Source organism: Pseudomonas putida (genome assembly GCF_005080685.1).
GTDB lineage: Bacteria > Pseudomonadota > Gammaproteobacteria > Pseudomonadales > Pseudomonadaceae > Aquipseudomonas > Aquipseudomonas putida_V.
Genome location: NZ_CP039371.1, coordinates 493,851 through 518,430, shown reverse-complemented (window position 1 = coordinate 518,430; position 24,580 = coordinate 493,851). Strand labels below are relative to the sequence as shown.

The 24,580-nt window shown below is 63.4% G+C and carries 21 protein-coding genes and 1 tRNA gene; 17 read left to right on the top strand and 5 right to left on the bottom strand.

Annotation, left to right across the window (positions count from 1 at the left end):
* Window positions 1-22 precede the first annotated feature (22 nt).
* Together folK and folB are read right to left on the bottom strand one after the other, a co-directional pair.
* On the bottom strand, window positions 23-532 hold the full coding sequence (gene folK, locus E6B08_RS02450; RefSeq protein WP_136912629.1) for a 2-amino-4-hydroxy-6-hydroxymethyldihydropteridine diphosphokinase: 510 nt from the start codon (window positions 530-532) through the stop codon (window positions 23-25).
* The gene (gene folB, locus E6B08_RS02445; RefSeq protein WP_136912628.1) at window positions 523-879 is read right to left on the bottom strand and encodes a dihydroneopterin aldolase; all 357 of its coding nucleotides are present in this window, start codon (window positions 877-879) and stop codon (window positions 523-525) included. The genes folK and folB overlap by 10 nt, the downstream gene beginning before the upstream one ends.
* 74 nt (window positions 880-953) lie before the next feature.
* Here folB and plsY point away from each other — a divergent pair, with 74 nt between their 5' ends.
* On the top strand, window positions 954-1,523 hold the full coding sequence (plsY, locus tag E6B08_RS02440) for a glycerol-3-phosphate 1-O-acyltransferase PlsY (protein ID WP_136912627.1): 570 nt from the start codon (window positions 954-956) through the stop codon (window positions 1,521-1,523).
* A gap of 15 nt (window positions 1,524-1,538) precedes the next feature.
* Here the strand turns inward: plsY and tsaD are convergent, their stop codons facing one another.
* Window positions 1,539-2,564 carry a tRNA (adenosine(37)-N6)-threonylcarbamoyltransferase complex transferase subunit TsaD gene (tsaD, locus tag E6B08_RS02435; RefSeq protein ID WP_136912626.1) on the bottom strand — a complete coding sequence of 342 codons (1,026 nt, stop codon included), beginning with the start codon at window positions 2,562-2,564 and terminating at the stop codon, window positions 1,539-1,541.
* A gap of 205 nt (window positions 2,565-2,769) precedes the next feature.
* On the opposite strand from tsaD, the gene rpsU reads away from it, so the two are divergent.
* The 5 genes from rpsU to E6B08_RS02410 all read left to right on the top strand — a co-directional run bounded on the left by rpsU (window position 2,770) and on the right by E6B08_RS02410 (window position 11,147).
* A complete protein-coding gene (rpsU, locus tag E6B08_RS02430; RefSeq protein WP_003255575.1) occupies window positions 2,770-2,985 on the top strand; it encodes a 30S ribosomal protein S21 in 216 nt (71 codons plus the stop codon).
* Window positions 2,986-3,292: 307 nt separating this feature from the next.
* Window positions 3,293-5,275 carry a DNA primase gene (gene dnaG, locus E6B08_RS02425; protein ID WP_136912625.1) on the top strand — a complete coding sequence of 661 codons (1,983 nt, stop codon included), beginning with the start codon at window positions 3,293-3,295 and terminating at the stop codon, window positions 5,273-5,275.
* Window positions 5,276-5,342: 67 nt separating this feature from the next.
* On the top strand, window positions 5,343-7,193 hold the full coding sequence (gene rpoD, locus E6B08_RS02420; RefSeq protein ID WP_136912624.1) for an RNA polymerase sigma factor RpoD: 1,851 nt from the start codon (window positions 5,343-5,345) through the stop codon (window positions 7,191-7,193).
* 117 nt (window positions 7,194-7,310) lie between these two features.
* On the top strand, window positions 7,311-11,054 hold the full coding sequence (locus E6B08_RS02415) for a bifunctional diguanylate cyclase/phosphodiesterase (RefSeq protein ID WP_136912623.1): 3,744 nt from the start codon (window positions 7,311-7,313) through the stop codon (window positions 11,052-11,054).
* Window positions 11,055-11,070: 16 nt separating this feature from the next.
* A tRNA-Ile gene (locus E6B08_RS02410) sits at window positions 11,071-11,147 on the top strand.
* A gap of 118 nt (window positions 11,148-11,265) precedes the next feature.
* Here E6B08_RS02410 and E6B08_RS02405 read toward each other — a convergent pair.
* On the bottom strand, window positions 11,266-11,535 hold the full coding sequence (locus E6B08_RS02405; protein WP_136912622.1) for a DUF3077 domain-containing protein: 270 nt from the start codon (window positions 11,533-11,535) through the stop codon (window positions 11,266-11,268).
* A gap of 223 nt (window positions 11,536-11,758) precedes the next feature.
* Window positions 11,759-12,001: a hypothetical protein gene (locus E6B08_RS02400; protein ID WP_136912621.1), complete on the bottom strand. Its 243-nt coding sequence runs from the start codon at window positions 11,999-12,001 to the stop codon at window positions 11,759-11,761.
* 544 nt (window positions 12,002-12,545) lie between these two features.
* Between E6B08_RS02400 and E6B08_RS02395 the strand changes: the two genes are divergently transcribed.
* From E6B08_RS02395 to E6B08_RS02345, 11 genes are all read left to right on the top strand, one after another.
* Complete coding sequence (locus E6B08_RS02395) at window positions 12,546-13,667, top strand: Fic family protein (protein WP_136912620.1); 1,122 nt, start codon at window positions 12,546-12,548, stop codon at window positions 13,665-13,667.
* 105 nt (window positions 13,668-13,772) lie between these two features.
* On the top strand, window positions 13,773-14,234 hold the full coding sequence (locus E6B08_RS02390) for an Lrp/AsnC family transcriptional regulator (protein ID WP_136912619.1): 462 nt from the start codon (window positions 13,773-13,775) through the stop codon (window positions 14,232-14,234).
* A gap of 181 nt (window positions 14,235-14,415) precedes the next feature.
* A complete protein-coding gene (locus tag E6B08_RS02385; protein WP_136912618.1) occupies window positions 14,416-16,098 on the top strand; it encodes a flavin monoamine oxidase family protein in 1,683 nt (560 codons plus the stop codon).
* Between the two features lie 15 nt (window positions 16,099-16,113).
* Window positions 16,114-16,908, top strand: coding sequence for a carbon-nitrogen hydrolase family protein (locus E6B08_RS02380; protein WP_136912617.1), 795 nt, complete (start codon window positions 16,114-16,116; stop codon window positions 16,906-16,908).
* Between the two features lie 156 nt (window positions 16,909-17,064).
* Entirely contained in the window at window positions 17,065-19,353 is a 2,289-nt protein-coding gene (pqqF, locus tag E6B08_RS02375; protein WP_136912616.1) for a pyrroloquinoline quinone biosynthesis protein PqqF, read from the top strand.
* Between the two features lie 169 nt (window positions 19,354-19,522).
* Window positions 19,523-19,594 carry a pyrroloquinoline quinone precursor peptide PqqA gene (gene pqqA, locus E6B08_RS02370; RefSeq protein ID WP_003243383.1) on the top strand — a complete coding sequence of 24 codons (72 nt, stop codon included), beginning with the start codon at window positions 19,523-19,525 and terminating at the stop codon, window positions 19,592-19,594.
* 80 nt (window positions 19,595-19,674) lie between these two features.
* On the top strand, window positions 19,675-20,586 hold the full coding sequence (pqqB, locus tag E6B08_RS02365; RefSeq protein WP_136912615.1) for a pyrroloquinoline quinone biosynthesis protein PqqB: 912 nt from the start codon (window positions 19,675-19,677) through the stop codon (window positions 20,584-20,586).
* Between the two features lie 8 nt (window positions 20,587-20,594).
* Complete coding sequence (gene pqqC / locus E6B08_RS02360) at window positions 20,595-21,350, top strand: pyrroloquinoline-quinone synthase PqqC (protein ID WP_136912614.1); 756 nt, start codon at window positions 20,595-20,597, stop codon at window positions 21,348-21,350.
* Window positions 21,347-21,622 carry a pyrroloquinoline quinone biosynthesis peptide chaperone PqqD gene (gene pqqD, locus E6B08_RS02355; protein WP_136912613.1) on the top strand — a complete coding sequence of 92 codons (276 nt, stop codon included), beginning with the start codon at window positions 21,347-21,349 and terminating at the stop codon, window positions 21,620-21,622. The genes pqqC and pqqD overlap by 4 nt, the downstream gene beginning before the upstream one ends.
* Window positions 21,594-22,742, top strand: a complete 1,149-nt coding sequence (pqqE, locus tag E6B08_RS02350; RefSeq protein WP_136912612.1) for a pyrroloquinoline quinone biosynthesis protein PqqE — start codon at window positions 21,594-21,596, stop codon at window positions 22,740-22,742. Before pqqD ends, pqqE begins: the two co-directional genes overlap by 29 nt.
* Window positions 22,708-24,531 (top strand): alpha/beta hydrolase family protein, encoded by a 1,824-nt coding sequence (locus E6B08_RS02345; RefSeq protein WP_136912611.1) that lies wholly within the window; start codon window positions 22,708-22,710, stop codon window positions 24,529-24,531. Before pqqE ends, E6B08_RS02345 begins: the two co-directional genes overlap by 35 nt.
* Window positions 24,532-24,580: the final 49 nt, after the last annotated feature.

Sequence of the window (24,580 nt, the reverse complement as noted above, 5' to 3'; positions counted from 1 at the left end):
CCGCGAAGAGGCCGGTACAGGCTCAACCCGGCGTCAGCTGCAGCCCATTCCATTCGAAGGCAACGGGCGCCAGCACCTGGTCGATCCGTGCCTCCTGCCACAACTGCGCCATGCTCTTGCCCGCGCCGGGATGCACCAGCTCGGGCGCCAGCAGCGACAATGGCCACAGCACGAAGGCATTCTTCAAGATCTCGGCCCGAGGCAGCACCAGCCCGTCGAACGTGCCGTGCAGGTCGTTGTACATCAGCACGTCGATGTCCAGCGGCAACCCCTTGCGGTCCGGCGCATAACGGCCATTGTCCGCCTCGATGAACTTGAGCCTGCGATCCAGCTCGATCAACGGCAGCTCAGTGGTGCCGGTCACCACGAAGTTGATGAACGGCCCGCTCTTGATGCCCACCGCCTGGCTCTCGAATGCTGGAGAGCAATGCATGTCGCCCAGAATCGCGGCGAGGGCATCCAGACCGGCGCACAAGTGCGCATGGCGGTCGATATTGCTGCCAAGGCCCAGGTAAACCGTGCTCAGAGACATCCGCGCTCGATCTCCACGCCAACACCGCCTCGGGCCGCAGGCACGGCGCCTGGCTTGGTCAGTTTCAGCCGCACCCAGGGGATCTGGAACTCGCTCATCAACACCTCGACCAGACGTTCGGCGAAGGTTTCCACCAGTTCGAAACGTGCCTGCTCGGCAAATGCCTGGACCCGCGCCGAGACGCTCGCGTAGTCCAGCGCCAGGCTCAGGTCGTCACCGGCTGCGGCAGGGCGATTGTCCCAGGCAAAACTCAGGTCCAGGCGCAGGCACTGGCGAATATCCCGCTCCCAGTCATAAGCACCGATCACGGTGTCGACTTCCAGGCCTTCGATGAACACTCTGTCCAAGCACTTCTCTCCACAGCACGACAAGGGCGACTGGCGCCGTTAGAATCAGGGCGTCCTCGCCCGGAATAGTTAGCATGTTTTGGTTATTGGCGCTGCTCGCCTACCTGCTCGGCTCGCTGTCCTTCGCCATCGTCCTAAGCCGCCTTTCGGGCAGCCCGGACCCGCGTTCCAGCGGTTCGGGCAACGCCGGCGCCACCAACATGCTACGCCTGGCAGGCCGCAAGATGGCGATCCTGACCCTGCTTGGCGACCTGTGCAAGGGCCTGCTGCCCGTCCTGCTCGCCCGCGCCGCCGGCCTCGACCTCCAGGAACAGGCCTGGGTCGGCGTGTGCGCAGTGCTCGGCCACCTGCTACCACTGTACTTCCGTTTCAAGGGCGGCAAGGGCGTCGCCACCGCCGCCGGCATGCTCATGGGCCTGTATTTCCCGGCCGCCCTGCTGGCTATCGGTGCCTGGCTGCTGACCTTCTACCTGACCCGCACCAGCTCCCTCGCCGCCCTGATCGCAACGCCGCTGACCCTGCCATTGCTGGCCTGGCGTCAACCTGAAGCGCTGCTGCCGATTGCCGTGCTCACCGTGATGATCGTCTGGCGGCACCGCAACAATCTGCGCGATCTGTTTGCCGGACGCGAAAGGCATTTCTGAAGCGCCCGTAGCCATTCATACCGGAGGCAGCTGCTCCATCGGCCAGCGCGCCTGCACGCTGATCGCCAGGTCCTGGCGCTGCCCCGCCAACAGGCGCTGGCAACCGGCATAGGCGATCATCGCACCGTTGTCGGTACAGAACTGCGGACGGGCGTAATACACGTTGCCCTTGATACTGCCCAGCATGTCTTCCAAGGAAGCACGCAAGGCTTTGTTGGCGCTGACGCCGCCAGCGATCACCAGGCGCTTGAGGCCCGTCTGCTTGAGGGCGCGCTTGCACTTGATGGTGAGAGTCTCCACCACCGCCTGCTGGAACGCCAGGGACAGGTCGCAACGGGTTTGCTCACTGTCGTCGCCAGCATTGCGGCACTGCTGCCAGGTGTTGAGAGCAAAGGTCTTGAGGCCGCTGAAGCTGAACTCCAGGCCCGGACGATCGGTCATCGGCCGGGGGAACACGAAGCGCCCGGGCACGCCCTGCTCGGCCAGACGGGCGATTTCCGGCCCACCTGGGTAATTCAGGCCGATCAGCTTGGCGGTCTTGTCGAAGGCCTCGCCCGCAGCGTCGTCCAGGCTCTCGCCCAGCAACTCGTACTGACCGATACCGTCGACGCGCACCAGTTGGGTGTGGCCGCCAGATACCAACAAAGCGACGAACGGAAACTCGGGCGGGTTTTCCTCCAGCATCGGCGCCAAAAGATGGCCTTCCATGTGGTGCACGCCAATGGCCGGGATATCCCAGGCAAAGGCCAGCGCCTGGGCGCACGAGGCGCCCACCAGCAATGCCCCGACCAGCCCGGGGCCAGCGGTGTAGGCGATGGCGTCGATCTCGGTGGCGACGCAGCCGGCCTCGTCCAGCACCTGGCGAATCAACGGCAGCATGCGCTTGACGTGATCACGCGAGGCGAGTTCGGGCACGACCCCGCCGAACACGCGGTGCAGGTCGATCTGGCTGAACAGCGCGTCGGCCAACAAACCGCGCTCGCTGTCGTATAATGCGACGCCGGTTTCGTCGCAGGATGTTTCCAATCCCAGTACTAGCATGGGCTCGTCCCTTGTGGGGGCTGAATTCGAAGCCGCGCATGATAGTCCCCGTGCCGGGTGCCGACCAGCGGTTTTCGATCAGAGGCTTTGCATTCCGGCTTGCTAAGGGTTAACATCCGCAACCCTTGAAAACCGACGTTCTCCAGCACACCTTTTGTTTTGCCAGGAGCACGTCTACCCCGGTAATGAATTAAGGTAGCCCTGGATGCCAGCCGTCAAAGTTAAAGAGAACGAACCCTTCGACGTAGCTCTGCGTCGTTTCAAGCGCTCCTGCGAAAAAGCCGGTGTACTGGCTGAAGTTCGTAGCCGCGAGTTTTACGAGAAGCCGACCGCCGAGCGTAAGCGCAAAGCAGCTGCTGCTGTTAAGCGTCACGCCAAGAAAGTTCAGCGCGAACAGCGCCGCGCCGTTCGTCTGTACTAATACAGACGTTCTACGCAAAGCTTCTGCCCAGCCCGGCTCAATGCCGGGCCGATGGCAGCGGTTGCTTCAAAATGCTGCAAACCTTGAGCAGCTAGCCCAAGGCGCTTCTTGCCAGTGCTCCTGCACCAGCAAAGTTGCAAACGCCTGAAACGTCAGAGCTGGTCCCAGACCAGTCGTGCGCGTCCTGTCTGACGAGCCCTTGTGGCTGGCGACGAGCACATACTCCCTCGCACTTCCCTGTTGCAGCACTCGCCCCTACCTTCGCGTTAGCGTTTAGACTTGCCAGTTGCCAGATGACGAGACTGCCATGGCCGGGCTGATTCCCCAGAGTTTCATCGATGACCTGATCAACCGCCTCGATATCGTCGATGTGGTGAGTTCGCGCGTCCAGCTGAAAAAGACCGGCAAGAACTACTCCGCCTGCTGCCCGTTCCACAAGGAGAAGACCCCCTCCTTCACCGTCAGCCCCGACAAGCAGTTCTACTACTGCTTCGGCTGCGGCGCCGGTGGCAACGCCCTCGGCTTCGTCATGGACCACGACAACCTGGACTTCCCCCAGGCCGTCGAGGAACTGGCACGCGCCGCCGGCATGGAGGTGCCCCGCGAGGAAGGCCGGCGCAACCAGAAGCCGCGCCAGCCGACCGACTCGCCGCTGTATCCGTTGCTCGAGGCCGCAGCGGAGTTCTATCGCCAGGCCCTGCGAGGTCACCCGACCCGCAAGTCGGCGGTCGACTACCTCAAGGGCCGCGGCCTGTCCGGGGAGATCGCCCGCGACTTCAGCCTGGGCTTCGCCCCGCCAGGCTGGGACAACCTGCTCAAGCACTTGGGTGCCGACAGCCTGCAACAGAAGGTGATGATCGACGCCGGCCTGCTGATCGAGAACGCCGAAAGCGGCAAGCGCTACGACCGCTTCCGCGACCGGGTGATGTTCCCCATCCGCGATAGCCGTGGGCGCATCATCGCCTTCGGTGGCCGGGTCCTGGGCGACGACAAGCCCAAGTACCTGAACAGCCCCGAGACCCCGGTATTCCACAAGGGCCAGGAGCTGTACGGGCTGTACGAGGCGCGCAAGCACAACCGCAACCTCGACGAAATCATCGTCGTCGAGGGCTACATGGACGTCATCGCCCTGGCCCAGCAGGGCCTGCGCAATGCCGTGGCCACGCTCGGCACGGCCACCAGCGAGGAACACCTCAAACGCCTGTTCCGCGTGGTGCCCAGCGTCTTGTTCTGCTTCGATGGCGACCAGGCCGGACGCAAGGCCGCCTGGCGCGCCCTGGAGTCGACCCTGTCGGCCCTGCAGGATGGCCGCCGCGCGCGCTTCCTGTTCCTGCCCGAAGGCGAGGACCCGGACAGCCTGGTGCGCGCCGAGGGCACCGACGCCTTCAAGGCGCGCATCAACCAGCATGCCCAGCCGCTCGCGGATTACTTCTTCGAGCAGCTAAGCGCCGAAGCAGACCCGCGCTCCCTTGAAGGCAAGGCGCACATGGCGACCCTGGCAGCACCGCTGATCGAAAAGATCCCCGGCGCCAACCTGCGTCAGCTGATGCGCAATCGCCTCAAGGAAATCACCGGCCTCGATCCGCAGCAGGTCGAGCAACTGGCGCAGCAGGCCCCGGCCACCCACAGCGTTCCGGACTACGACCCCGGCTATGACTACGATGCCATGGCCAGCTATACCCCTGACTACGGCGACATGCCTCAGCCGGACTACGCGCCGGTGCAGCAGGAGCAGCAATGGAAGCCGAAACAGGGTGGCGGCAAGAAGCCATGGAGCGATAAACCCTGGGACAAGAACCGCAAGGGCGGCAAGCCCTGGCAGCAACGCGACGAAGCGCCGCCACGCGTACCAGCACCGGTGGAGCCCCCGACCCTGGCCGCTCTGCGCACCCTGCTGCACCACCCGCTGCTGGCCGGCAAGGTCGAAGACGCCAGCCATTTCGCCGACGAAGAACACCTGTACAGCCAGCTGTTGGTGGCGCTGATCGAGGCCGCGCAGAAAAATCCTGGTCTAAGCTCTATGCAGCTGATCGCACGTTGGCACGGCACCGAGCAAGGCCGCCTGTTGCGGGCCCTGGCGGAAAAGGAATGGCTGATCGTGGCGGATAACCTTGAACAACAGTTTTTCGACACCATAACTAGCTTGTCTGCCCGCCAACGCGAGCGCAGCCTGGAACAACTGCTCAGGAAATCACGTCAAAGCGAATTGACCAGCGAGGAAAAATCTCAGCTCCTCGCCCTGCTGAGCCGGAATGTTCCCGCACAAACGCCGACCTCATCTGGCGCGTGAGGCCCATGCTCGGGTATAATCCTCGGCTTGTTTTTTGCCCGCCAAGACCTTCAGTGGATAGGGTGTTATGTCCGGAAAAGCGCAACAGCAGTCTCGTATCAAAGAGTTGATCACCCGCGGTCGTGAGCAGGGCTACCTGACTTACGCGGAGGTCAACGACCACCTGCCTGAGGATATTTCAGATCCGGAACAGGTGGAAGACATCATCCGCATGATCAACGACATGGGGATCAACGTATTCGAGAGTGCTCCGGATGCGGATGCCCTTCTGTTGGCGGAAGCCGACACCGACGAAGCCGCGGCCGAAGAAGCCGCTGCTGCGTTGGCGGCAGTTGAAACCGATATCGGCCGCACGACCGACCCGGTGCGCATGTACATGCGCGAAATGGGTACCGTCGAGCTGCTGACCCGCGAAGGCGAGATCGAAATCGCCAAGCGTATCGAAGAAGGCATCCGTGAAGTCATGGGCGCTATCGCCCATTTCCCCGGCACTGTCGACTATATCCTCGGCGAATACGACCGCGTCACCACCGAAGGTGGCCGTCTGTCGGATGTTCTCAGCGGTTACATCGACCCTGACGACAACATCGCCGCGCCGACCGACGAAGTGCCAGTCCCTGGCGCCAAGGCCCCTGCGGCCAAGGAAGAGTCGGACGACGAAGACGAAGAAAGCGAAGGCGGTGACGACGAGGAAGAGACCGAAAGCGGTCCTGATCCGGTCGTTGCAGCCCAGCGTTTCGGTGCCGTTGCCGATCAACTCCAGGCCACCAACAAGGTCCTGAAGAAGAACGGCCGTGACGTCAAGGAAAGCATCGAGGCCCTGCAGGCCCTGGCTGACCTGTTCATGCCGATCAAGCTGGTGCCCAAGCAGTTCGAAGTACTGGTCGAGCGTGTCCGTGATGCCCTGAGCCGCCTGCGTCAGCAAGAGCGCGCGATCATGCAACTGTGCGTCCGTGACGCACGCATGCCGCGTGCCGACTTCCTGCGCCTGTTCCCGAGCAACGAGACCGACCAGACCTGGAGCGGTGACCTCGCCAAGCGCAACACCAAGTGGGCTGCAGCCCTGGGTGAAAAGGACGCTGCCATCGTTGCTTGCCAGCAGAAGTTGATCGACCTCGAGACCGAGACCGGCCTGACCGTCGCCGAAATCAAGGAAATCAATCGTCGCATGTCCATCGGCGAGGCCAAGGCCCGCCGCGCCAAGAAAGAAATGGTCGAGGCGAACCTGCGTCTGGTGATTTCCATCGCCAAGAAGTACACCAACCGCGGCCTGCAGTTCCTCGACCTGATTCAGGAAGGCAACATCGGCCTGATGAAGGCGGTGGACAAGTTCGAATACCGTCGTGGCTACAAGTTCTCGACCTACGCCACCTGGTGGATCCGCCAGGCGATCACCCGTTCGATCGCCGACCAGGCGCGCACTATCCGGATTCCGGTGCACATGATCGAGACGATCAACAAGCTCAACCGTATTTCCCGCCAGATGCTGCAGGAAATGGGCCGTGAACCGACCCCGGAAGAGCTGGGTGAGCGCATGGAAATGCCTGAGGACAAGATCCGCAAGGTACTGAAGATCGCCAAAGAGCCGATCTCCATGGAAACCCCGATCGGTGACGACGAAGATTCGCACCTGGGCGACTTCATCGAGGACTCGACCATGCAGTCCCCGATCGACGTGGCCACGGTCGAAAGCCTCAAGGAAGCGACCCGTGACGTGCTCTCGGGCCTGACCGCACGTGAAGCCAAGGTGCTGCGCATGCGTTTCGGCATCGACATGAACACGGACCACACCCTCGAAGAGGTGGGCAAGCAGTTCGACGTGACCCGTGAGCGGATCCGTCAGATCGAGGCGAAGGCGTTGCGCAAGTTGCGCCACCCGACTCGCAGCGAGCACCTGCGATCCTTCCTCGACGAGTGATGACGAACCCCGGCCCAGGCCGGGGTTTTTCTTTTCCGCGCCCGGGCGATTTCGCCCTGACGCAGGGGCCGATGCGCGACTACACTCGATTTCAGATCACCTGAACGCGAGGCCGATATGCCGCCGAAGCCGGCCATCCTGTTGTTGCTCCTACTCCTATGGACCACAACGGCCGGCGCCCTGACCCTGACAGACGAGGAAAAAGCCTGGCTCACGGCACACCCGCAACTGAGCCTGGGCGTCGACGCCGCCTGGCCACCGTTCGAGTTCCGCGACCAGGAGGGCAGATACCAGGGATTGGCCGCCGATTACGTCGCCTTGCTACAGGAGCGCCTGGGCGTTTCACTCGTGCCTGTGGAGCCGAAAAGCTGGACCGAAGTGCTGGAGCAGGCACGCAACCATCGCATCGACCTGCTGCCGGGAATCATGTCGACCCCCGAACGCCAGGCCTACCTGTCATTCACCCGTCCCTACCTGGACTTCCCCATCGTCATCCTCGCCCATGAGGGCGGCGCCCAGCCGCGCACCCTGAACGATCTCTACGGCTTGAAAATCGCAGTGGTGGAAAACTACGCACCTCACGAGTTGCTGCGCACCCATCATCCAGATTTGAACCTGGTGGCCATGCCCAACGTCAGCTCGACCCTGCAAGCGCTGGCCACCGATGCCGTGGACGCAGTAGTGGGCGACCTCGCGTCGAGCATCTGGAGCCTGCGCCAGCTCAAGCTCGATGGCTTGTACGTGAGTGGCGAGACACCCTATCGCTACCAACTGGCCATGGCTACGCCGCGGGACAATCCGATGCTGGTCGGCATCCTCGACAAGGCCATGGCCGACCTTGGCGACAGCGAGATCAGCAAGATCCAGCAACGCTGGGTGGGCAATGTGGTCGACAAGCGCACCTTCTGGCACGACCTGCTGCTGTACGGCCTGCCTGCCGTGCTGGTGCTGCTGGCCATGCTCGCTGCGGTCATGCGCATCAATAGGCGCCTGAGTTCGGAAATTTCTCGACGCATCGCCCTGGAGCAGGAGCTGCGCAGCAGCGAGTATCACTACCGCAGCCTGATCGAAAGCCTCTCGGCCATCGCCTGGGAAGCCGACGCCAACGACTTCACCTATAGCTATGTCTCGCCACATGCCGAGGACCTGCTCGGCTACCCCACCCAGAATTGGTTGAGACCAGGGTTCTGGCGCAGCATCCTGCACCCGGAGGATGCGCTCTGGGCCCAAGCCTATTGCGAGAGCGAAACCGCCGCGGGGCGTGACCACAGCCTGGACTACCGGGTCATCTGCGCCGACGGCCAGCCGTTGTGGGTGCGCAATATCGTCAGCATGATCGAGCATGGCCATCGCCCAGTGATGCGCGGCCTGATGATCGACATCAGCGAAACCAAGCGCACCGAGGACGCCCTGCGCCTCTCAGAACAGAAATTCGCGTCAGTATTCCAGCAATGCCCGGACATCCTGCTGATCGCCCGGCACAGCGACGGCGTGCTGCTGGAGGTCAACGAGGCGTTCGAAGAGCAGATCGGCCTGAGCCCGGGCCAGGTGATCGGGCATACGGCCACGCAACTGGGCCTGTGGGGCGTAAGCGGCAGCGGCCCGGTGCTGCTCGAGCGCCTGCACCAGGGCGGCATCCGCAACCTCGAAATGACCTTCCGGCGCAGCAATGGCCAGCTGTTCACGGGGCTCACCTCGGCGGAAACCTTCGAGCTCGATGGCATCCCCGCGCTGGTGGTGGCCGTGCGTGACATCAGCCAGCTCAAGGAAACCCAGGAACAACTGCAAATCTCCGAGGAGAAGTTCGCCAAGGCCTTCCACGCCTCGCCCGATGGCCTGCTGCTATCGCGCCAGAGCGATGGCCTGCTGATGGAGGTGAACGAAGGCTTCTGTCGCCTCACCGGCTACGACCTCAACCCATCCATCGACCAGACTTCCTTCGACCTGGGCATCTGGGTTGACCTGAACGAGCGCAAGCGCCTGATCGACCAACTGGCCCGCGACGGCTTCGTGCGTGATTTCAGCTGCCACTTGCGCCGCAGCGACGGGCAGATCCGCCTGTGCGAGCTGGCCGCACGACCGCTGCCGATCGGTGGCGTGGATTGCATGCTGACCATCGCCCGCGACATCACCGAGCGCCACCTGATGCAGGAAAAACTCCAGCTGGCGGCCACCGTGTTCGAGAACACCGCCGAAGGCGTGCTCATCACCGACACCGACCAGCGCATCAGTGCGGTCAACCGCGCCTTCAGCGAAATCACCGGCTATAGCGAGATCGAGGCCTTGGGCCAGACCCCGCGCCTGCTCGCCTCCGGCCAGCACGACAGCGCCTTCTACGCCGCCATGTGGCATCAGCTGACTGCCGAGGGCCACTGGCAGGGCGAGATCTACAACAAGCGCAAGAATGGCGAGCTGTATCCCGGCTGGCTGACCATCAGCGCGGTGCGCAACCACGAACGTGAGATCACCCACTTCGTCGCCGTGTTCGCCGACATCTCGAGCATCAAGCACGCCCAGGCCGAGCTCGACTATCAGGCCCATCACGACCCCCTCACCGGCCTGCCCAACCGCACGCTGTTCGAAAGCCGGCTCCAGAACGTCCTCACCTGCCCGCAAGTCTCCAGCCGCCAGGGCGCGGTGCTGTTCCTCGACCTCGACCGCTTCAAGCACATCAATGACAGCCTCGGCCACCCGGTCGGGGACCTGCTGCTCAAGGGCATCGCCCAGCGTCTCAAGGAGCAGGTACGCGACTTCGACACCGTGGCACGCCTGGGCGGCGACGAGTTCATCATCCTCCTGCCCGGCCTGCACAGGCCAAGTGACGCGAGTACCATCGCCAACAAGCTGCTGACCTGCTTCAACGCGCCCTTCCAGGCCGGCGAGCACGAGTTCTTCACCAGTGCCAGCATCGGCATCAGCCTCTACCCTCAGGACGGCACCGATGTCGCCTCGCTGATCCGCAACGCCGACGCCGCGATGTATCGCTCCAAGGCCAAGGGCCGCAACCGGGTCGAGGCCTACACCCGCGACCTCACCGCCCAGGCCAGCGAACGCATCGCCCTGGAGCACGAGCTGCGCCGCGCCATCGAGCGCAACGAAATGAGCCTGAGCTATCAACCCAAGCTCAGCCTCAAGACCCAGCAACTGGTAGGTGCCGAGGCGCTGATACGCTGGAGCCACCCGACCTTGGGCGAAGTGCCGCCGGAGCACTTCATCCACCTGGCCGAAGAGAACGGCACCATCCTGCAACTGGGCGACTGGGTGCTGGAGCAGGCGTGCAAGCAGATGCACAGCTGGAAGATGCGCTATCGGCCGTTCGGCCCGCTATCGATCAACCTCGCCGGCGCGCAGTTGCGCCACCCCCACCTGGCCAAGCGCATCGAACACCTGCTCAAGACGTACCAGCTCAAGGCCGGCGACCTGCAGCTGGAGATCACCGAGAACTTCATCATGAGCCAGGCCGAGGAGGCCCTGGCGGTGCTGCATGAGCTCAAGCAACTGGGCGTTCAGTTGGCGATCGACGATTTCGGTACCGGCTATTCGTCGCTGAGCTACCTCAAGCGCCTGCCGCTGGACATCCTCAAGATCGACAAGTCGTTCATTCGCGGCCTACCGGACGACCCTCACGACGCCGCCATTGCCCGGGCGATCATTGCCCTTGGGCGCAGCATGCAATTCACGATCATCGCAGAAGGCGTGGAGAACCAGGCGCAGCAGCGTTTCCTGGCCCAGGAGGGTTGTGAGCAGATCCAGGGCTACATCGTCAGTCTGCCGCTGCCGCCCGAAGAGTTCGCAGCTTCCTTTCTTCGTATAGCACTGTCCGATCTTTCGGATGGCACCCTTTCAAAACCCTCGTTATAATCCGGCCACCTCCTGAGGGCCTATAGCTCAGTCGGTTAGAGCAGAGGACTCATAATCCTTTGGTCCACGGTTCGAGTCCGTGTGGGCCCACCAATCTGAAAGCCGCGCAATTGCGCGGCTTTTGTCGTTTCAGAGGGGGTTGGAATTGAGCCTAAATAGAACTGCAAGCATCCACCAGAGCTACAGGCTCACTCCTCCAGGTGATCAGCACCTACCGCATCATGCCCAACTCGGCATCGTCCATCAGCGCTTTGGCAAGCGCACTCAGATAGTGTGCTGCCCAGAGCGATGATGAGTCCTCCTCCATCAGACCATCGAGAGTCAAGTCACGCACATAGCCCATCAATTCCGATGCCTGTTCGTGCGCGTGCTGGCAGGGAATACCAGACTCGACGCAGAACAGAGGTTGGGTGTGGCTTTCGCCCTGGTAAAACTTGGTCTTGCCGACAGTGGTTTTGCTGTCGTTATCGTCCGTGGACATGGTTGTATCTCCCTGACTATCTAGGTGCCTAGGCTGACCCCAGCGCCTCGGTTCGTTGCCATGGCAAACCAACGCCCCGCAGGAGCGACGCCCGGTTTGTCAAGTTACGCCGCCCAAGGGGAACGCTGGTTTGCCACAACGCCGCACTACAACAGGCGCCGCAAAACCCTGTGGGAGCGGGCTTGCCCGCGAAGAGGCCCTTCCAGACAAAACTTGCTTCGGCTTAGTGTAACGTTTGAGGACTCGTCGGAATCTCATTTTGCGCCACCACCGAATCAAGCGGTTTGCACAGAGCATCTGATTCATGCTTCGACGTCATGATCAGCAACGCAACCGATGAGCAGGACTGCAGAAGAACGGCCTGCGGGGCGATGGCATCAGCGCAGAGGGCATAGTCTGAAGCCGCTACGAGGCTAGCTTGGAGGGGAATGGGGTTGTTCGGTGGATCGGGTACGATTTTCAGCATTATCTGCTCCTGAGCTCCAATGGACCGCCACCATCTCTGCTGTCAAACAGGAGGGCGGCAGCTGTGCATGGGTTGACAGACCGGTGGAACTCAGGAAAACCGGCGCACGCGAACGTGCCCCACACACAGCCACCATTGCAAGCGAAGCCGTGCTTAAGTTCCTTGCGGCCTGTCAAAGCCACATCGTTGATGTGCAACGACGGCTTGAGACTAGGACGGCTGCGCGTAGGACCGCAACGGAAAATAGGCGTGGGAAGTATCTTTGGGAAATGGACTACAAGGAAGGAGGAAAGTCTGATTTTCAGCTCATGATGACCATTCGATGGCCTCGCTTAGCTCCCGCCTGAATACGCTCGCCTTGAGGCGAGAACTCTACGAAAAAACGATCCCCCAAAGGCTCGGGTGACGTTTCAAAGGTTTTCATCCAGACCCAGACCATCCGATACCGCGAGTCAAGAATTAGACACTGAGCCGAATAGCCTGCATTATTCGGCTCATGATATGAGCCGAATAAGCTCATTAATCGGCTCACAGGCAATCACTCATGAATGACCCTATCTGGATCTGGCAGCAGCCCAACTGGCCGCATTTCAGTTGGCAAACCGAAGCGCTCGCGCCGCTAATGAGGGCCTGTAGCCAGGCTCAAGGACGCTTGCTCGGCATGCTCAGCTCTGTAGGTGATGACACTGAGGTGCAAAGCAGTCTCGATGCGATGCTGCAAAACATCGTCACTTCATCCGCCATCGAGGGTGAGCAGTTGAACGTCGGCTCGGTACGTTCATCCCTGGCCCGGCGTTTGGGACTGAGCGATGAGGGCCGCACCACCTCACGCTCCGAAGGCCTGGCGCAATTGCTGCTCGATGCCACGCGCGGCTATCAGCAACCACTGGATCTGCAGCGATTATTCATGTGGCACACCTGGTTGTTCCCTGTCGACGACTCCCTGTTGAGCCGCCCGCTGCATATCGGCACACTTCGCGGCGAGGAGCCGATGCAAGTGGTATCCGGCAGGCTTGAGCGCCCTATCGTGCACTTCGAAGCACCTCCCCGCTCTGTATTGGAGGGGCAACTCGGCGAATTTCTCGCCTGGTTCGAGGACAGTCGCAACGATGCCAGTCTCGACCCCTTTCTGCGGGCGGGCATTGCCCACTTCTGGTTCGTGACCCTGCACCCCTTCGATGACGGCAACGGTCGCCTCACCCGCACCATCACCGACCTGGCACTGGCTCAGGGCGAACAACAGGCCATCCGCTTTTACGCCATGTCCGCAAGCATCCTCGATGACCGTGCCGGTTACTACCGCATCCTCGAAGCGAGCCAGCGGAGCACACTGGATCTGACCGCATGGCTGCAGTGGTTTCTCGCCACGCTGCTCAAAAGCCTGGAGCAAGCCCTTGCCCGCATCGACCGCGTACTGGTGAAAGCGCGTTTCTGGCAGGCTCATCGCAGCCAAACCTTGTCAGCCGAACAGGTGAAAGTACTAAATCGTCTACTCGATGGCGGCGAGCGCGGCTTCGAAGAGGGCATCAGCGCGGCGCAGTACCAGGCCGTGGCCAAGGTATCCAAAGCAACGGCGACACGTCACTTGAGCGACCTGCTGGAGAAAGGCTGTATCGAACGGCTACCGGGTGGCGGGCGCAGCACGCGTTATCAGATAGCACGCTGAACGCCTGGGTAGCACGGCCCCATCAATGCAGTTGCACCCATTGCTCGACCTTGCGGCGCACGCCCCTGGCTGGCTAGGCTAACAGGCCGACTACCGAGACTCCCCATGCCCGCCTCCCGCCCCATCACCCTCGACGAAATCGACCGCCAACTCATCGCCCTGCTGCAAATCAACGCGCGCGAAAGCGTCGCCACCCTCGCGCGTCAGCTAGGGATCGCCCGCACCACGGTCAATTCGCGCCTGGAGCGGTTGGAGAAGAACAAGGTCATCACCGGCTATGGCGTGCGCCTGGGCCAGCGTCTGATCGATGGCGGCCTGCAGGCTTATGTGGGCATCAAGGTGCAGCCGCGTTCGGGCAAGGAGGTGGTCCGTCGCCTGAGCGCCATGGGGCAGGTGCAGCAACTGTGCGCGGTGAGCGGCGAGTTCGACTATGTGGCCTGGCTGCGCAGCGAATCGCCGGAGCAACTCGATGAATTGCTGGACCAGATCGGCAATGTCGAAGGGGTGGAAAAGACTACGACGTCGATCATCCTCAGCAGCAAGGTCGACCGCGGGCAGCCGGTCTAGGTGGCCCGCCGGCCGATGGTTTCGTCGTAATGACTAGAATTCAGTCATTACGATGAATAAACACTCATTATGTAGCTACTCTGCGTCTTAATTACGAACACCCCGCTCCATAAAATGACCTCCAGCCATCTCCTATACTCAGGCTCCGCCCTTCGCGCAGCCGCTCTGGCAAGGTCACTTCATGAACAAGAACAACCGCCACCCCGCCGACGGCAAGAAACCCATCACCATTTTTGGCCCGGATTTTCCCTTCGCCTTCGACGACTGGCTGGAACACCCGGCCGGCCTGGGTAGCATCCCGACCGAGCACCATGGCGAGGAAGTCGCCATCGTCGGTGCTGGCATCGCCGGCCTGGTGGCGGCCTACGAGCTAATGAAACTGGGGCTCAAGCCCGTGGTGTACGAAGCCTCGAAACTCGGCGGCCGGTTGCGCTCGCAGGCCTTCAACGGCACCGACGGGGTCATCGCCGAACTCGGTGGCATGCGCTTTCCGGTATCCTCGACGGCTTTCTATCACTACGTCGACAAGCTCGGCCTGGAATCCAAGCCCTTCCCCAACCCGCTGACCCCGGCTTCGGGCAGCACGGTGATCGACCTCGAAGGCCAGACCTACTACGCCGAAAAGGCCCAGGACCTGCCCAGCCTGTTCCACGAAGTGGCCGACGCCTGGGCCGATGCGCTGGAAAGCGGTGCCCAGTTCGCCGAGATCCAACAGGCGATCCGCGAACGCGACGTGGTGCGCCTGAAAACCCTGTGGAACCAGCTGGTTCCGCTGTGGGACGACCGCACGTTCTACGACTTCGTCGCGTCCTCGCGCGCCTTCGCCAAGCTCACCTTCCGCCACCGCGAAGTGTTCGGCCAGGTGGGCTTCGGCACCGGTGGCTGGGACTCGGACTTCCCCAATTCGATGCTGGAAATCTTCCGCGTGGTGATGACCAACTGCGACGACCACCAGCACCTGATCGTCGGTGGCGTGGAGCAGGTGCCGCAAGGGATCTGGCGCCATGTACCGGAGCGCTGCGCACACTGGCCCGCCGGCACCAGCCTCAGCTCGCTGCATGGCGGCGCGCCGCGCACTGGGGTCAAGCGCATTGCCCGGGCTGCCGACGGGCGCCTGGCGGTGACCGACAACTGGGGCGATACCCGCCACTATGGGGCGGTGCTCGCCACCTGCCAGAGCTGGCTGCTGACCACGCAGATCGACTGCGAGGAGTCGCTGTTCTCGCAGAAGATGTGGATGGCCCTGGACCGCACGCGCTACATGCAATCGTCGAAAACCTTCGTGATGGTCGACCGACCGTTCTGGAAGGACAAGGACCCTGAAACCGGCCGCGACCTGCTGAGCATGACCCTGACCGATCGCCTGACCCGGGGCACCTATCTGTTCGACAACGGCGATGACAAGCCAGGCGTCATCTGCCTGTCCTACGCCTGGATGAGCGATGCGCTGAAAATGCTCCCGCACCCGGTGGAAAAGCGCGTGCAACTGGCACTGGACGCACTGAAGAAGATCTACCCCAAGACCGACATCGCCGGCCATATCATCGGCGATCCGATCACCATTTCCTGGGAGGCCGACCCTCACTTCCTCGGCGCCTTCAAAGGCGCCCTGCCGGGGCACTACCGCTACAACCAGCGCATGTACGCGCACTTCATGCAGCAAGACATGCCTGTCGAACAGCGCGGCATGTTCATCGCCGGCGACGACGTGTCGTGGACGCCGGCGTGGGTGGAAGGCGCGGTGCAGACATCGCTGAATGCGGTGTGGGGTATCATGAATCACTTCGGTGGCAAGACCCATCCGGACAACCCGGGCCCGGGCGATCTGTTCGACACGCTCGGCCCGATCGCCTTGCCGGACTGACACGTAGGAGAAACGATGCGCATCGCCCTGTTCCAAGGTGAACCCAACCCGCTCGACCTGGCCGGCAACCTGCAACGCCTGCGACAGCAAGCCCAGGCAGCAGCCGAGCGTGGCGCGCGATTGCTGGTGTGCCCGGAGATGTTCCTCAGCGGCTACAACATCGGCCTTGCCCAGGTGCAGCGGCTGGCCGAGGCCGAGACTGGGCCGTGCGCCGCAGCCGTGCGGGCGATCGCCCAAGACCTGCGTATCGCCATCGCCTATGGCTACCCGGAGCGCGCCGAAGACGGGGCGATCTACAACAGCGTGCAACTGATCGATGCCCAGGGTCGCAGCCTGTGCAACTACCGCAAGACCCACCTGTTCGGTGATCTGGATCGCTCGATGTTCAGTGCCGGCGCCGATCATTTCCCGGTGGTCGAGCTGGACGGCTGGAAGGTCGGATTGCTGATCTGCTACGACATCGAATTCCCCGAGAACGCCCGGCGCCTGGCGCTCGACGGTGCCGAGCTGATTCTGGTGCCAACGGCGAACATGACGCCTTACGACTTCGTTTGCCAGGTGACGGTGCGCTCGCGGGCGCAGGAGAACCAGTGCTACCTGGTGTACGCCAACTACTGCGGCGCCGAGGGCGAGATCGAGTATTGCGGGCAGAGCAGCATCATCGGCCCGGATGGCAGCCTGCTGGCCATGGCCGGGCGTGACGAGTGCCAGTTGCTGGCCGACCTTGCCCATGAGCGGGTGGTGCAGGGGCGAGAGGCGTTTCCGTATCTGGCGGATCTGCGGCAGGAGTTGCATCTGCGTCGAGGCTGAGAGGGGCCGCTGCGCGGCCCATTCGCGGGGCAAGCCCGCTCCCACAACGACTACTCAGCACTCAAGACCTCCGACCATCCTGTGGGAGCGGGCTTGCCCCGCGAAGAGGCCGGCCCTGCCAAATGGGTTAGCATGAACACCTGCCCCGGAGTATCCATGCCTGACGCCACCCGCCATCTCACCCTCGCCAATGGCCTGCACCTGACCCTGCGCCATGCCCCGCGCCTCAAGCGCGCGGCCGCTGCCCTGCGGGTGCACGCAGGCAGCCACGACGCCCCGGGCCGATGGCCAGGTCTCGCGCACTTTCTCGAGCACCTGTTCTTTCTCGGCACCGAGCGCTTCCCGCTGGATGACGGGCTGATGCGCCACGTCCAGGCCCTCGGTGGTCAGGTCAACGCCAGCACACGAGAACGCACCACCGACTTTTTCTTCGAAGTCCCAGCCAACGCTCTCGCAGGTGCCCTGGAACGCCTCTGCCAGATGCTGGCCGAACCTGAGTTGGGCATTGCCCGCCAACGCAACGAACGCGAAGTGATCCACGCCGAATTCATCGCCTGGTCACGCAACCTGCAAGCCCAACGCCAGTTCGCCCTGCTGCAGGCCGCAGCGCCGGGGCATCCATTGAGCGGTTTCCATGCCGGCAACCGCTACACCCTGGCGCTGCAGGACCCCGCGTTCCAGCAGGCACTGAAACACTTTCACCAGCACTTCTACCAAGGCGGCCAGATCACCCTGAGCGTGTGCGGCCCTCAGTCGCTGGATGAACTCGAACGACTGAGCCGACAGTTCGCCAGCGTGTTCGCCACTGGCCAACGCCAGCCGCAACACCGCCCGCCCGCCTTGCCAGGGAACACTCAAGCGCGGGTCTTCGCCCACGACGGTCTGCCTGAGGGCAGCGAGCAGGCGCTGGAACTGTTGCTGAGTTGCCTGGAAGACAGCCGCCCCGGTAGCTGGCTGGGCGAGCTACGCCAACGCGGCTGGCTGCAAGCGTGCAAGGCAGAAACGCTGTACGCCCACGCCGGCCAATTGCTCTGGCAAGTCGACCTGCAGCTTGGCCAAACAGCCTGTGTCGACGAAGCGCAACGCCTGCTGCACGGCTGGTTCCACTTCATGCGCCAAGCGTCTCCCGCGCAGCTCAATTTGCGCTTCGCCTCGCTCCAGCAACGGCGAGAACAAGCAGCCAGCGCACTCGAACTGGCGCGCAGGGATAGCACCGGCAAACCATTCGCAGCACTGGACGCGCAAGGCCTGCGGGCGTTCCAGCAGTTGCTCGACGGCCTGCCCAACAGCGCGTACGGGCAATGGCATATACCTGCCAATGATCCCTTGCTGTGCAACGACCTGCCAACAGCGCCCGCCACACCGTTGCCCGATGCCATGAGCGTGAGCGATGCGCTGCCCGCCTCACGCCAACACGCCGAACTGCACCTGCGCTGGCAGATACACTCGCCCCTGCGCCAGCGCTTGCATGCCGTACTCGAACAGGCCTTGGCCCCGCTGCGCGAACGGGCCGAGCACGCGTCGCTGCAATTGGACTTCGCCACCGTGGGCGGCTACTGGCACCTACGCTGTGCAGGCCTGCCAGGTGCAGTGGTGCGGGCCTGCGAAGAGGCTTTCGAGGTGCTGCGCAGCCCTGCAGCCGAATCATTCACCAGCGTGCCGCCGTCGGCACCGCCACTGATCCCCATCCGCGCCCTGCTCAAGCAACTGCCCGATGCGCTGCATGGGCTGGCACCCGAGGTCGTTGCGGCCAGCCCATTGGATCAGGGCCAGTTGCAGCACATATGGCAACACGCTACCTGGCAGGGTTTGGCGACGGGCTTCGATGAAGCCGGCCTCGACGCGCTGGCAGCAGCGCTGCGGCGATGCCCAGGCTGGGGTGTCAGTGCGAGGCCGTTGCCACCGACCCTCGAACGCCGCTGGCAGCAGGCCGCCATGGCCGGCAGCGAGCAGGCGCTGCTGCTGTTCTACCCCCTGGCCCCCGCCGAGCAAGGCGCCGGCCGCCTGCTTGCGCAACTACTGCAAGGCCCGGTGTACCAGCGCCTGCGTGTAGAACTGCAACTCGGTTACGCGGTGTTCAGCACGTTCCGTCAGGTCGAAGGCGTCGCCGGCCTGCTGTTCGGCGTGCAGTCCCCCCATGCCGGTCATCGCGAGATCATCGGCCATATTCAGGACGTGCTGCGCCAAGGTGTCAGGCTCGAACCCAAAACCCGCCAGGCCCTGGCCGAGCAGTTCGTCGAAGCGGCCATGACCAATGCCGATGTGGCGCATTGGGCCTGGCAGGCCTACCTGGGCAGGCAAACGGATGAGCTGAATGCCGTACAGCGGTCTATCCTGATGACGCAACAAGCGGATCTGGACACTCTGCTCAGGCATATGCTCGACGCCGACGCGGCCTGGCTCTGCCTGGCCAACGCAGCGCAGCCAAGCGATTCGTGGCATTGACCCCCCTGCGATTGTTACGTCGACTGCAAGGGCTCATTTCGAATAATTAACCTTTTGGTACAGAAAATTCTTGTAAGATAGCGCAATCCCAGTCTATGGAACCTCCTTGCCAAGGCGGCGCCAAAGATACTGGCTGGACCCAAAACCCCCATCCGGAAGGAGCAACTCCATGTGGACCAAACCTGCTTACACTGACCTGCGTATCGGCTTCGAAGTGACCATGTACTTCGCCAACCGCTAAGCCCTGCTTGTGGTTCGACGCCTCGGCTCGCCGAGGCGTTGTCGTTTTTCGGATACGGGTCTTCGGATTAGGGAGTGGCCATGTACATCCAGATTCTCGGTTCCGCCGCTGGCGGTGGATTCCCGCAGTGGAACTGCAACTGCGTCAACTGCAAGGGCTTTCGCGATGGCAGCCTGCGCGCCACGGCACGCACCCAGTCCTCGATCGCCCTGTCCGACGACGGTGAGCACTGGATCCTGTGCAATGCCTCGCCCGACATCCGCGCCCAGCTGCAGGCCTTCGCGCCGATGCAGCCGGCCCGTGCCCTGCGCGATACCGGCATCGACGCCATCGTCCTGCTCGACAGCCAGATCGACCACACCACCGGCCTGCTGAGCCTGCGCGAAGGCTGCCCACACAAGGTGTGGTGCACCGACATGGTCCACCAGGACCTGACCACCGGCTTCCCGTTGTTCAACATGCTCAGCCACTGGAACGGCGGCCTGCAGTGGAACCGCATCGAGCTCGAAGGCAGCTTCGTGATCGACGCCTGCCCCAACCTGCGGTTCACCCCCTTCCCGCTGCGCAGTGCCGCGCCGCCCTATTCGCCGCACCGTTTCGACCCGCACCCAGGCGACAACCTCGGCCTGCTGGTCGAGGACACCCGCAGCGGCGGCAAGCTGTTCTACGCCCCGGGCCTCGGGCAGGTCGACGACAAGCTGCTGGCGATGATGCACGACGCCGACTGCCTGCTGGTCGATGGCACGCTTTGGGAAGACGATGAGATGCAACGACGTGGCGTGGGTACCCGCACCGGCCGCGAGATGGGCCACCTGGCGCAGAACGGCCCGGGCGGCATGCTCGAAGTGCTGGATGGCTTCCCGCGCCAGCGCAAGGTGCTCATCCACATCAACAACACCAACCCGATCCTCGATGAAGATTCCGCCGAGCGTGCCGAGGTCCAGCGCCGCGGCGTGGAAGTGGCCTACGATGGCATGAGTATCGAGTTGTAGGAGGCCCGATGAGCGAAGCACTGCCGATGTCCCCTGCCGAGTTCGAGCAGGCCCTGCGCGCCAAGGGCGCCTACTACCACATCCATCACCCCTACCATGTGGCGATGTACGAAGGCCGCGCCAGCCGTGAGCAGATCCAGGGCTGGGTGGCCAACCGCTTTTACTACCAGGTCAACATCCCGATGAAGGATGCCGCGATCCTGGCCAACTGCCCCGACCGCGAAATCCGTCGCGAGTGGATACAGCGCCTGCTCGACCACGACGGCGCGCCCGGTGAGGATGGCGGCATCGAGGCCTGGCTGCGGCTGGGCCAGGCCGTGGGGCTCGACCCGGACCAACTGCGCTCCCAGGAACTGGTCCTGCCGGGCGTGCGCTTCGCCGTCGACGCCTACGTCAACTTCGCCCGCCGCGCCAGTTGGCAGGAAGCCGCCAGCAGCTCGCTGACCGAACTGTTTGCCCCGCAGATCCACCAGTCGCGCCTGGACAGCTGGCCGCAGCACTACCCATGGATCGATCCAGCCGGCTACGAATACTTCCGCACCCGCCTGGGCCAGGCCCGACGTGACGTGGAACACGGCCTGGCGATTACCCTGCAGCACTACACCACCCGTGCCGGCCAGGAGCGTATGCTGGAGATCCTGCAGTTCAAGCTGGATATCCTGTGGAGCATGCTCGACGCGATGAGCATGGCCTATGAATTGAACCGCCCGCCGTATCACAGCGTCACCGGCGAGCGTGTCTGGCACAAGGGGATCGCCCTATGAGCTTCGATCGCAACCTGGTACCCAACTGGCGCCCTGGCTACCGCTTCCAGTACGAACCGGCGCAAAAGGGGCATGTGCTGCTGTACCCCGAAGGCATGATCAAGCTCAACGACAGCGCCGGCCTGATCGGCGGGCTGATCGATGGCCAGCGCAGCGTCGCCGCCATCATCGACGAGCTGAGCGTGCAATTCCCCGATGTGCCCGAAGTCGGCGACGACATCGAGCAGTTCATGGAGGTGGCCCGTGCCGAACACTGGATTACCCTCGCCTGAGGTCCCGGTCGGCCTGCCGCTGTGGCTGCTGGCCGAGCTGACCTACCGCTGCCCGCTGCAGTGCCCGTACTGCTCCAACCCGCTGGATTTCGCCCAGCAGGGCAAGGAGTTGAGCACCGAGCAGTGGTTCAAGGTGATGGCCGAGGCGCGCGAAATGGGCGCCGCCCAGATCGGTTTCTCCGGCGGCGAACCACTGGTGCGCCAGGACCTCGCCGAGCTGATCGGCGAGGCCCGCCGGCTGGGCTACTACACCAACCTGATCACCTCCGGCATCGGCCTTACCGAGCAGCGCATCGCCACCTTCAAGCAAGCGGGCCTCGATCATATCCAGATCAGCTTCCAGGCCAGTGACGAACAGGTCAACAACCTGCTCGCCGGCTCGAAGAAAGCCTTCGCGCAAAAGCTGGAAATGGCTCGCGCGGTAAAGGCCCACGGCTACCCGATGGTGCTCAACTTCGTGACCCACCGGCACAACATCGACAAGATCGACCGCATCATCGAGCTGTGCATCGCCCTGGAGGCCGACTTCGTCGAACTCGCCACCTGCCAGTTCTACGGCTGGGCGCACCTCAACCGCCTGGGCCTGCTGCCGACCCGCGCGCAACTGGAGCGGGCCGAGCGCATCACCAACGAGTACCGCGAAACGCTCAAGGCCCAGGGCAACCCTTGCAAGCTGATCTTCGTCACCCCCGATTACTACGAAGAGCGGCCCAAGGCCTGCATGAACGGCTGGGGTAGCCTGTTCCTGACCATCACCCCGGACGGCACCGCCCTGCCCTGCCATGGCGCCCGGCAGCTACCGCTGCAGTTCCCCAACGTGCGCGACCACGACCTGCGGCACATCTGGTACGACTCGTTCGGTTTCAACCGCTTCCGCGGCTACGACTGGATGCCCGAACCCTGCCGCTCGTGCGACGAAAAGGAAAAGGACTTCGGCGGCTGTCGCTGCCAGGCCTTCATGCTCACTGGCGATGCCAGCAACGCCGACCCGGTGTGCGCCAAGTCGCAGGACCACGGCATCATCCTCAAGGCCCGCGAGGAGGCAGAAACCGCCCAGCTCGCCATTGAACAGATGACCTTCCGCAATGAACGAAACTCCCGTGTCATCGTCCGCGGTTGAGTTCACTGCCGAGCAGGCAGTAGCCGCCGGCACCGACTTCGCCGAACTCAAGGTCGGCGCCGCCGGCCTGTTCTGGAACGAGTTCCGCCCGGCCGATGGTGCCTGCCGCATCTGGCACTGGCGCGACCATCAGGCGCGCTGCCTGACCCCGGACGGTTTCAGCGCACGCAGCCGGGTGTACGAATATGGCGGCGGCAGTTTCTGCCTCGGTGACGACCGCGTAGTGTTCGTCAACGAGCGCGACCAGCAGGTCTACGCCCAGGCACTGGACGGCACCGCGCCACAGGCGCTGACCGCCGATGCGCAGTGCCGCTACGGGGATCTGCAGTGGCATGACGGCCAGGTGCTCGCGGTCGAGGAACGCCACGAGGCACAGGTCGAACACCGCCTGGTCGCGTTGGACCAGGGCACTCGCCAGGTGCTGGCCGAGGGCGCCGATTTCTACGCCGCACCCACGCTCAGTGGCGATGGCCAGCGCCTGGCCTGGATCGAGTGGGACCGCCCGGCGCAGCCCTGGACCGTCACCCGGCTGATGTGCCGCGAGCGTGACGGCAACGGCGCCTGGGGGCCTGCACGCTGCATCGCCGGCGACGACGAATCTTTGCAGCAGCCGCGTTTCGACCCGCAAGGCCGGCTGTATTGTCTGTCCGATCGCAATGGCTTCTGGCAACCCTGGGGCGAAGTCGACGGCCAATGGCAGGCGCTACCCGCCGAAGCCGCCGACCATGCCGCCGCGCCTTGGCAACTGGGCGCCAGCACCTGGCTCGCCGATGGCCCGCAAAGCTACCTTGCCACTTGGTTCGAGGACGGTTTCGGCCAGCTCGGGCTGCGCGGCAGCGACGGCCGCATGGAGCGTTTCGCCAGCGCCTATAGCCGTTTTCGCAGCCTGGCCGAAGATGAGCACTACCTCTATGCCATCGCCGCCTCGCCCATCAGCCCACCGGCGGTCATCGCCATCGACCGCGACAACCATGAAGTCCGGGTGCTGGCCGGTGGCGCCGAAGTGTTGCCCGCCCAGCACATCAGCCTGCCGCAATCGATCCACTACCAAAGCGTTGGCGGGCTTGCTCATGGCTTCTTCTACCCTGCCGCCAACAGCCAGGGCCCGGCACCGCTGGTGGTGTTCATCCACGGCGGCCCGACCTCGGCCTGTTACCCGGTACTGGATCCGCGCATCCAGTACTGGACCCAGCGAGGCTTCGCCGTAGCCGATCTTAATTATCGTGGGAGTACCGGCTATGGCCGGGCCTATCGCCAGGCACTGCACCTGCAATGGGGCGAAAGCGATGTGCAGGATGCCTGCGCCGCGGTCGAGTGCCTGGCCGCGCGCGGCCTGATCGACCGCGACAAGGCGTTCATCCGCGGCGGCAGCGCTGGCGGCTATACCACCCTGTGCGCGCTCGCCTTCCACGATGTGTTCTGCGCCGGTGCCAGCCTCTATGGCGTCAGCGACCCGATCGCCCTGGGCCGGGCCACGCACAAGTTCGAAGGCGATTACCTGGACTGGCTGATCGGCGATCCGCTGCGCGATGCCGAACGCTACCGCCAGCGCACGCCATTGCTGCATGCGGCTCGGATCAAGGCACCGGTGATTTTCTTCCAGGGCGAGTTGGACGCGGTGGTGGTGCCGGAGCAGACACGTTCGATGCTGGAGGCCTTGCAGGCCAATGGCATCGAGACCGAGGGGCATTTCTATGCCGAGGAGCGCCATGGTTTTCGCAAGGCGCAAAACCTGGCGCATGCGCTGGACCAGGAGTGGCGGTTTTATTGCCGGGTATTGAGCCGGTAAGAGCCGGGGCCGCTTCGCGGCACGAGGCCGCTCCTACAGGAGCAGCGTA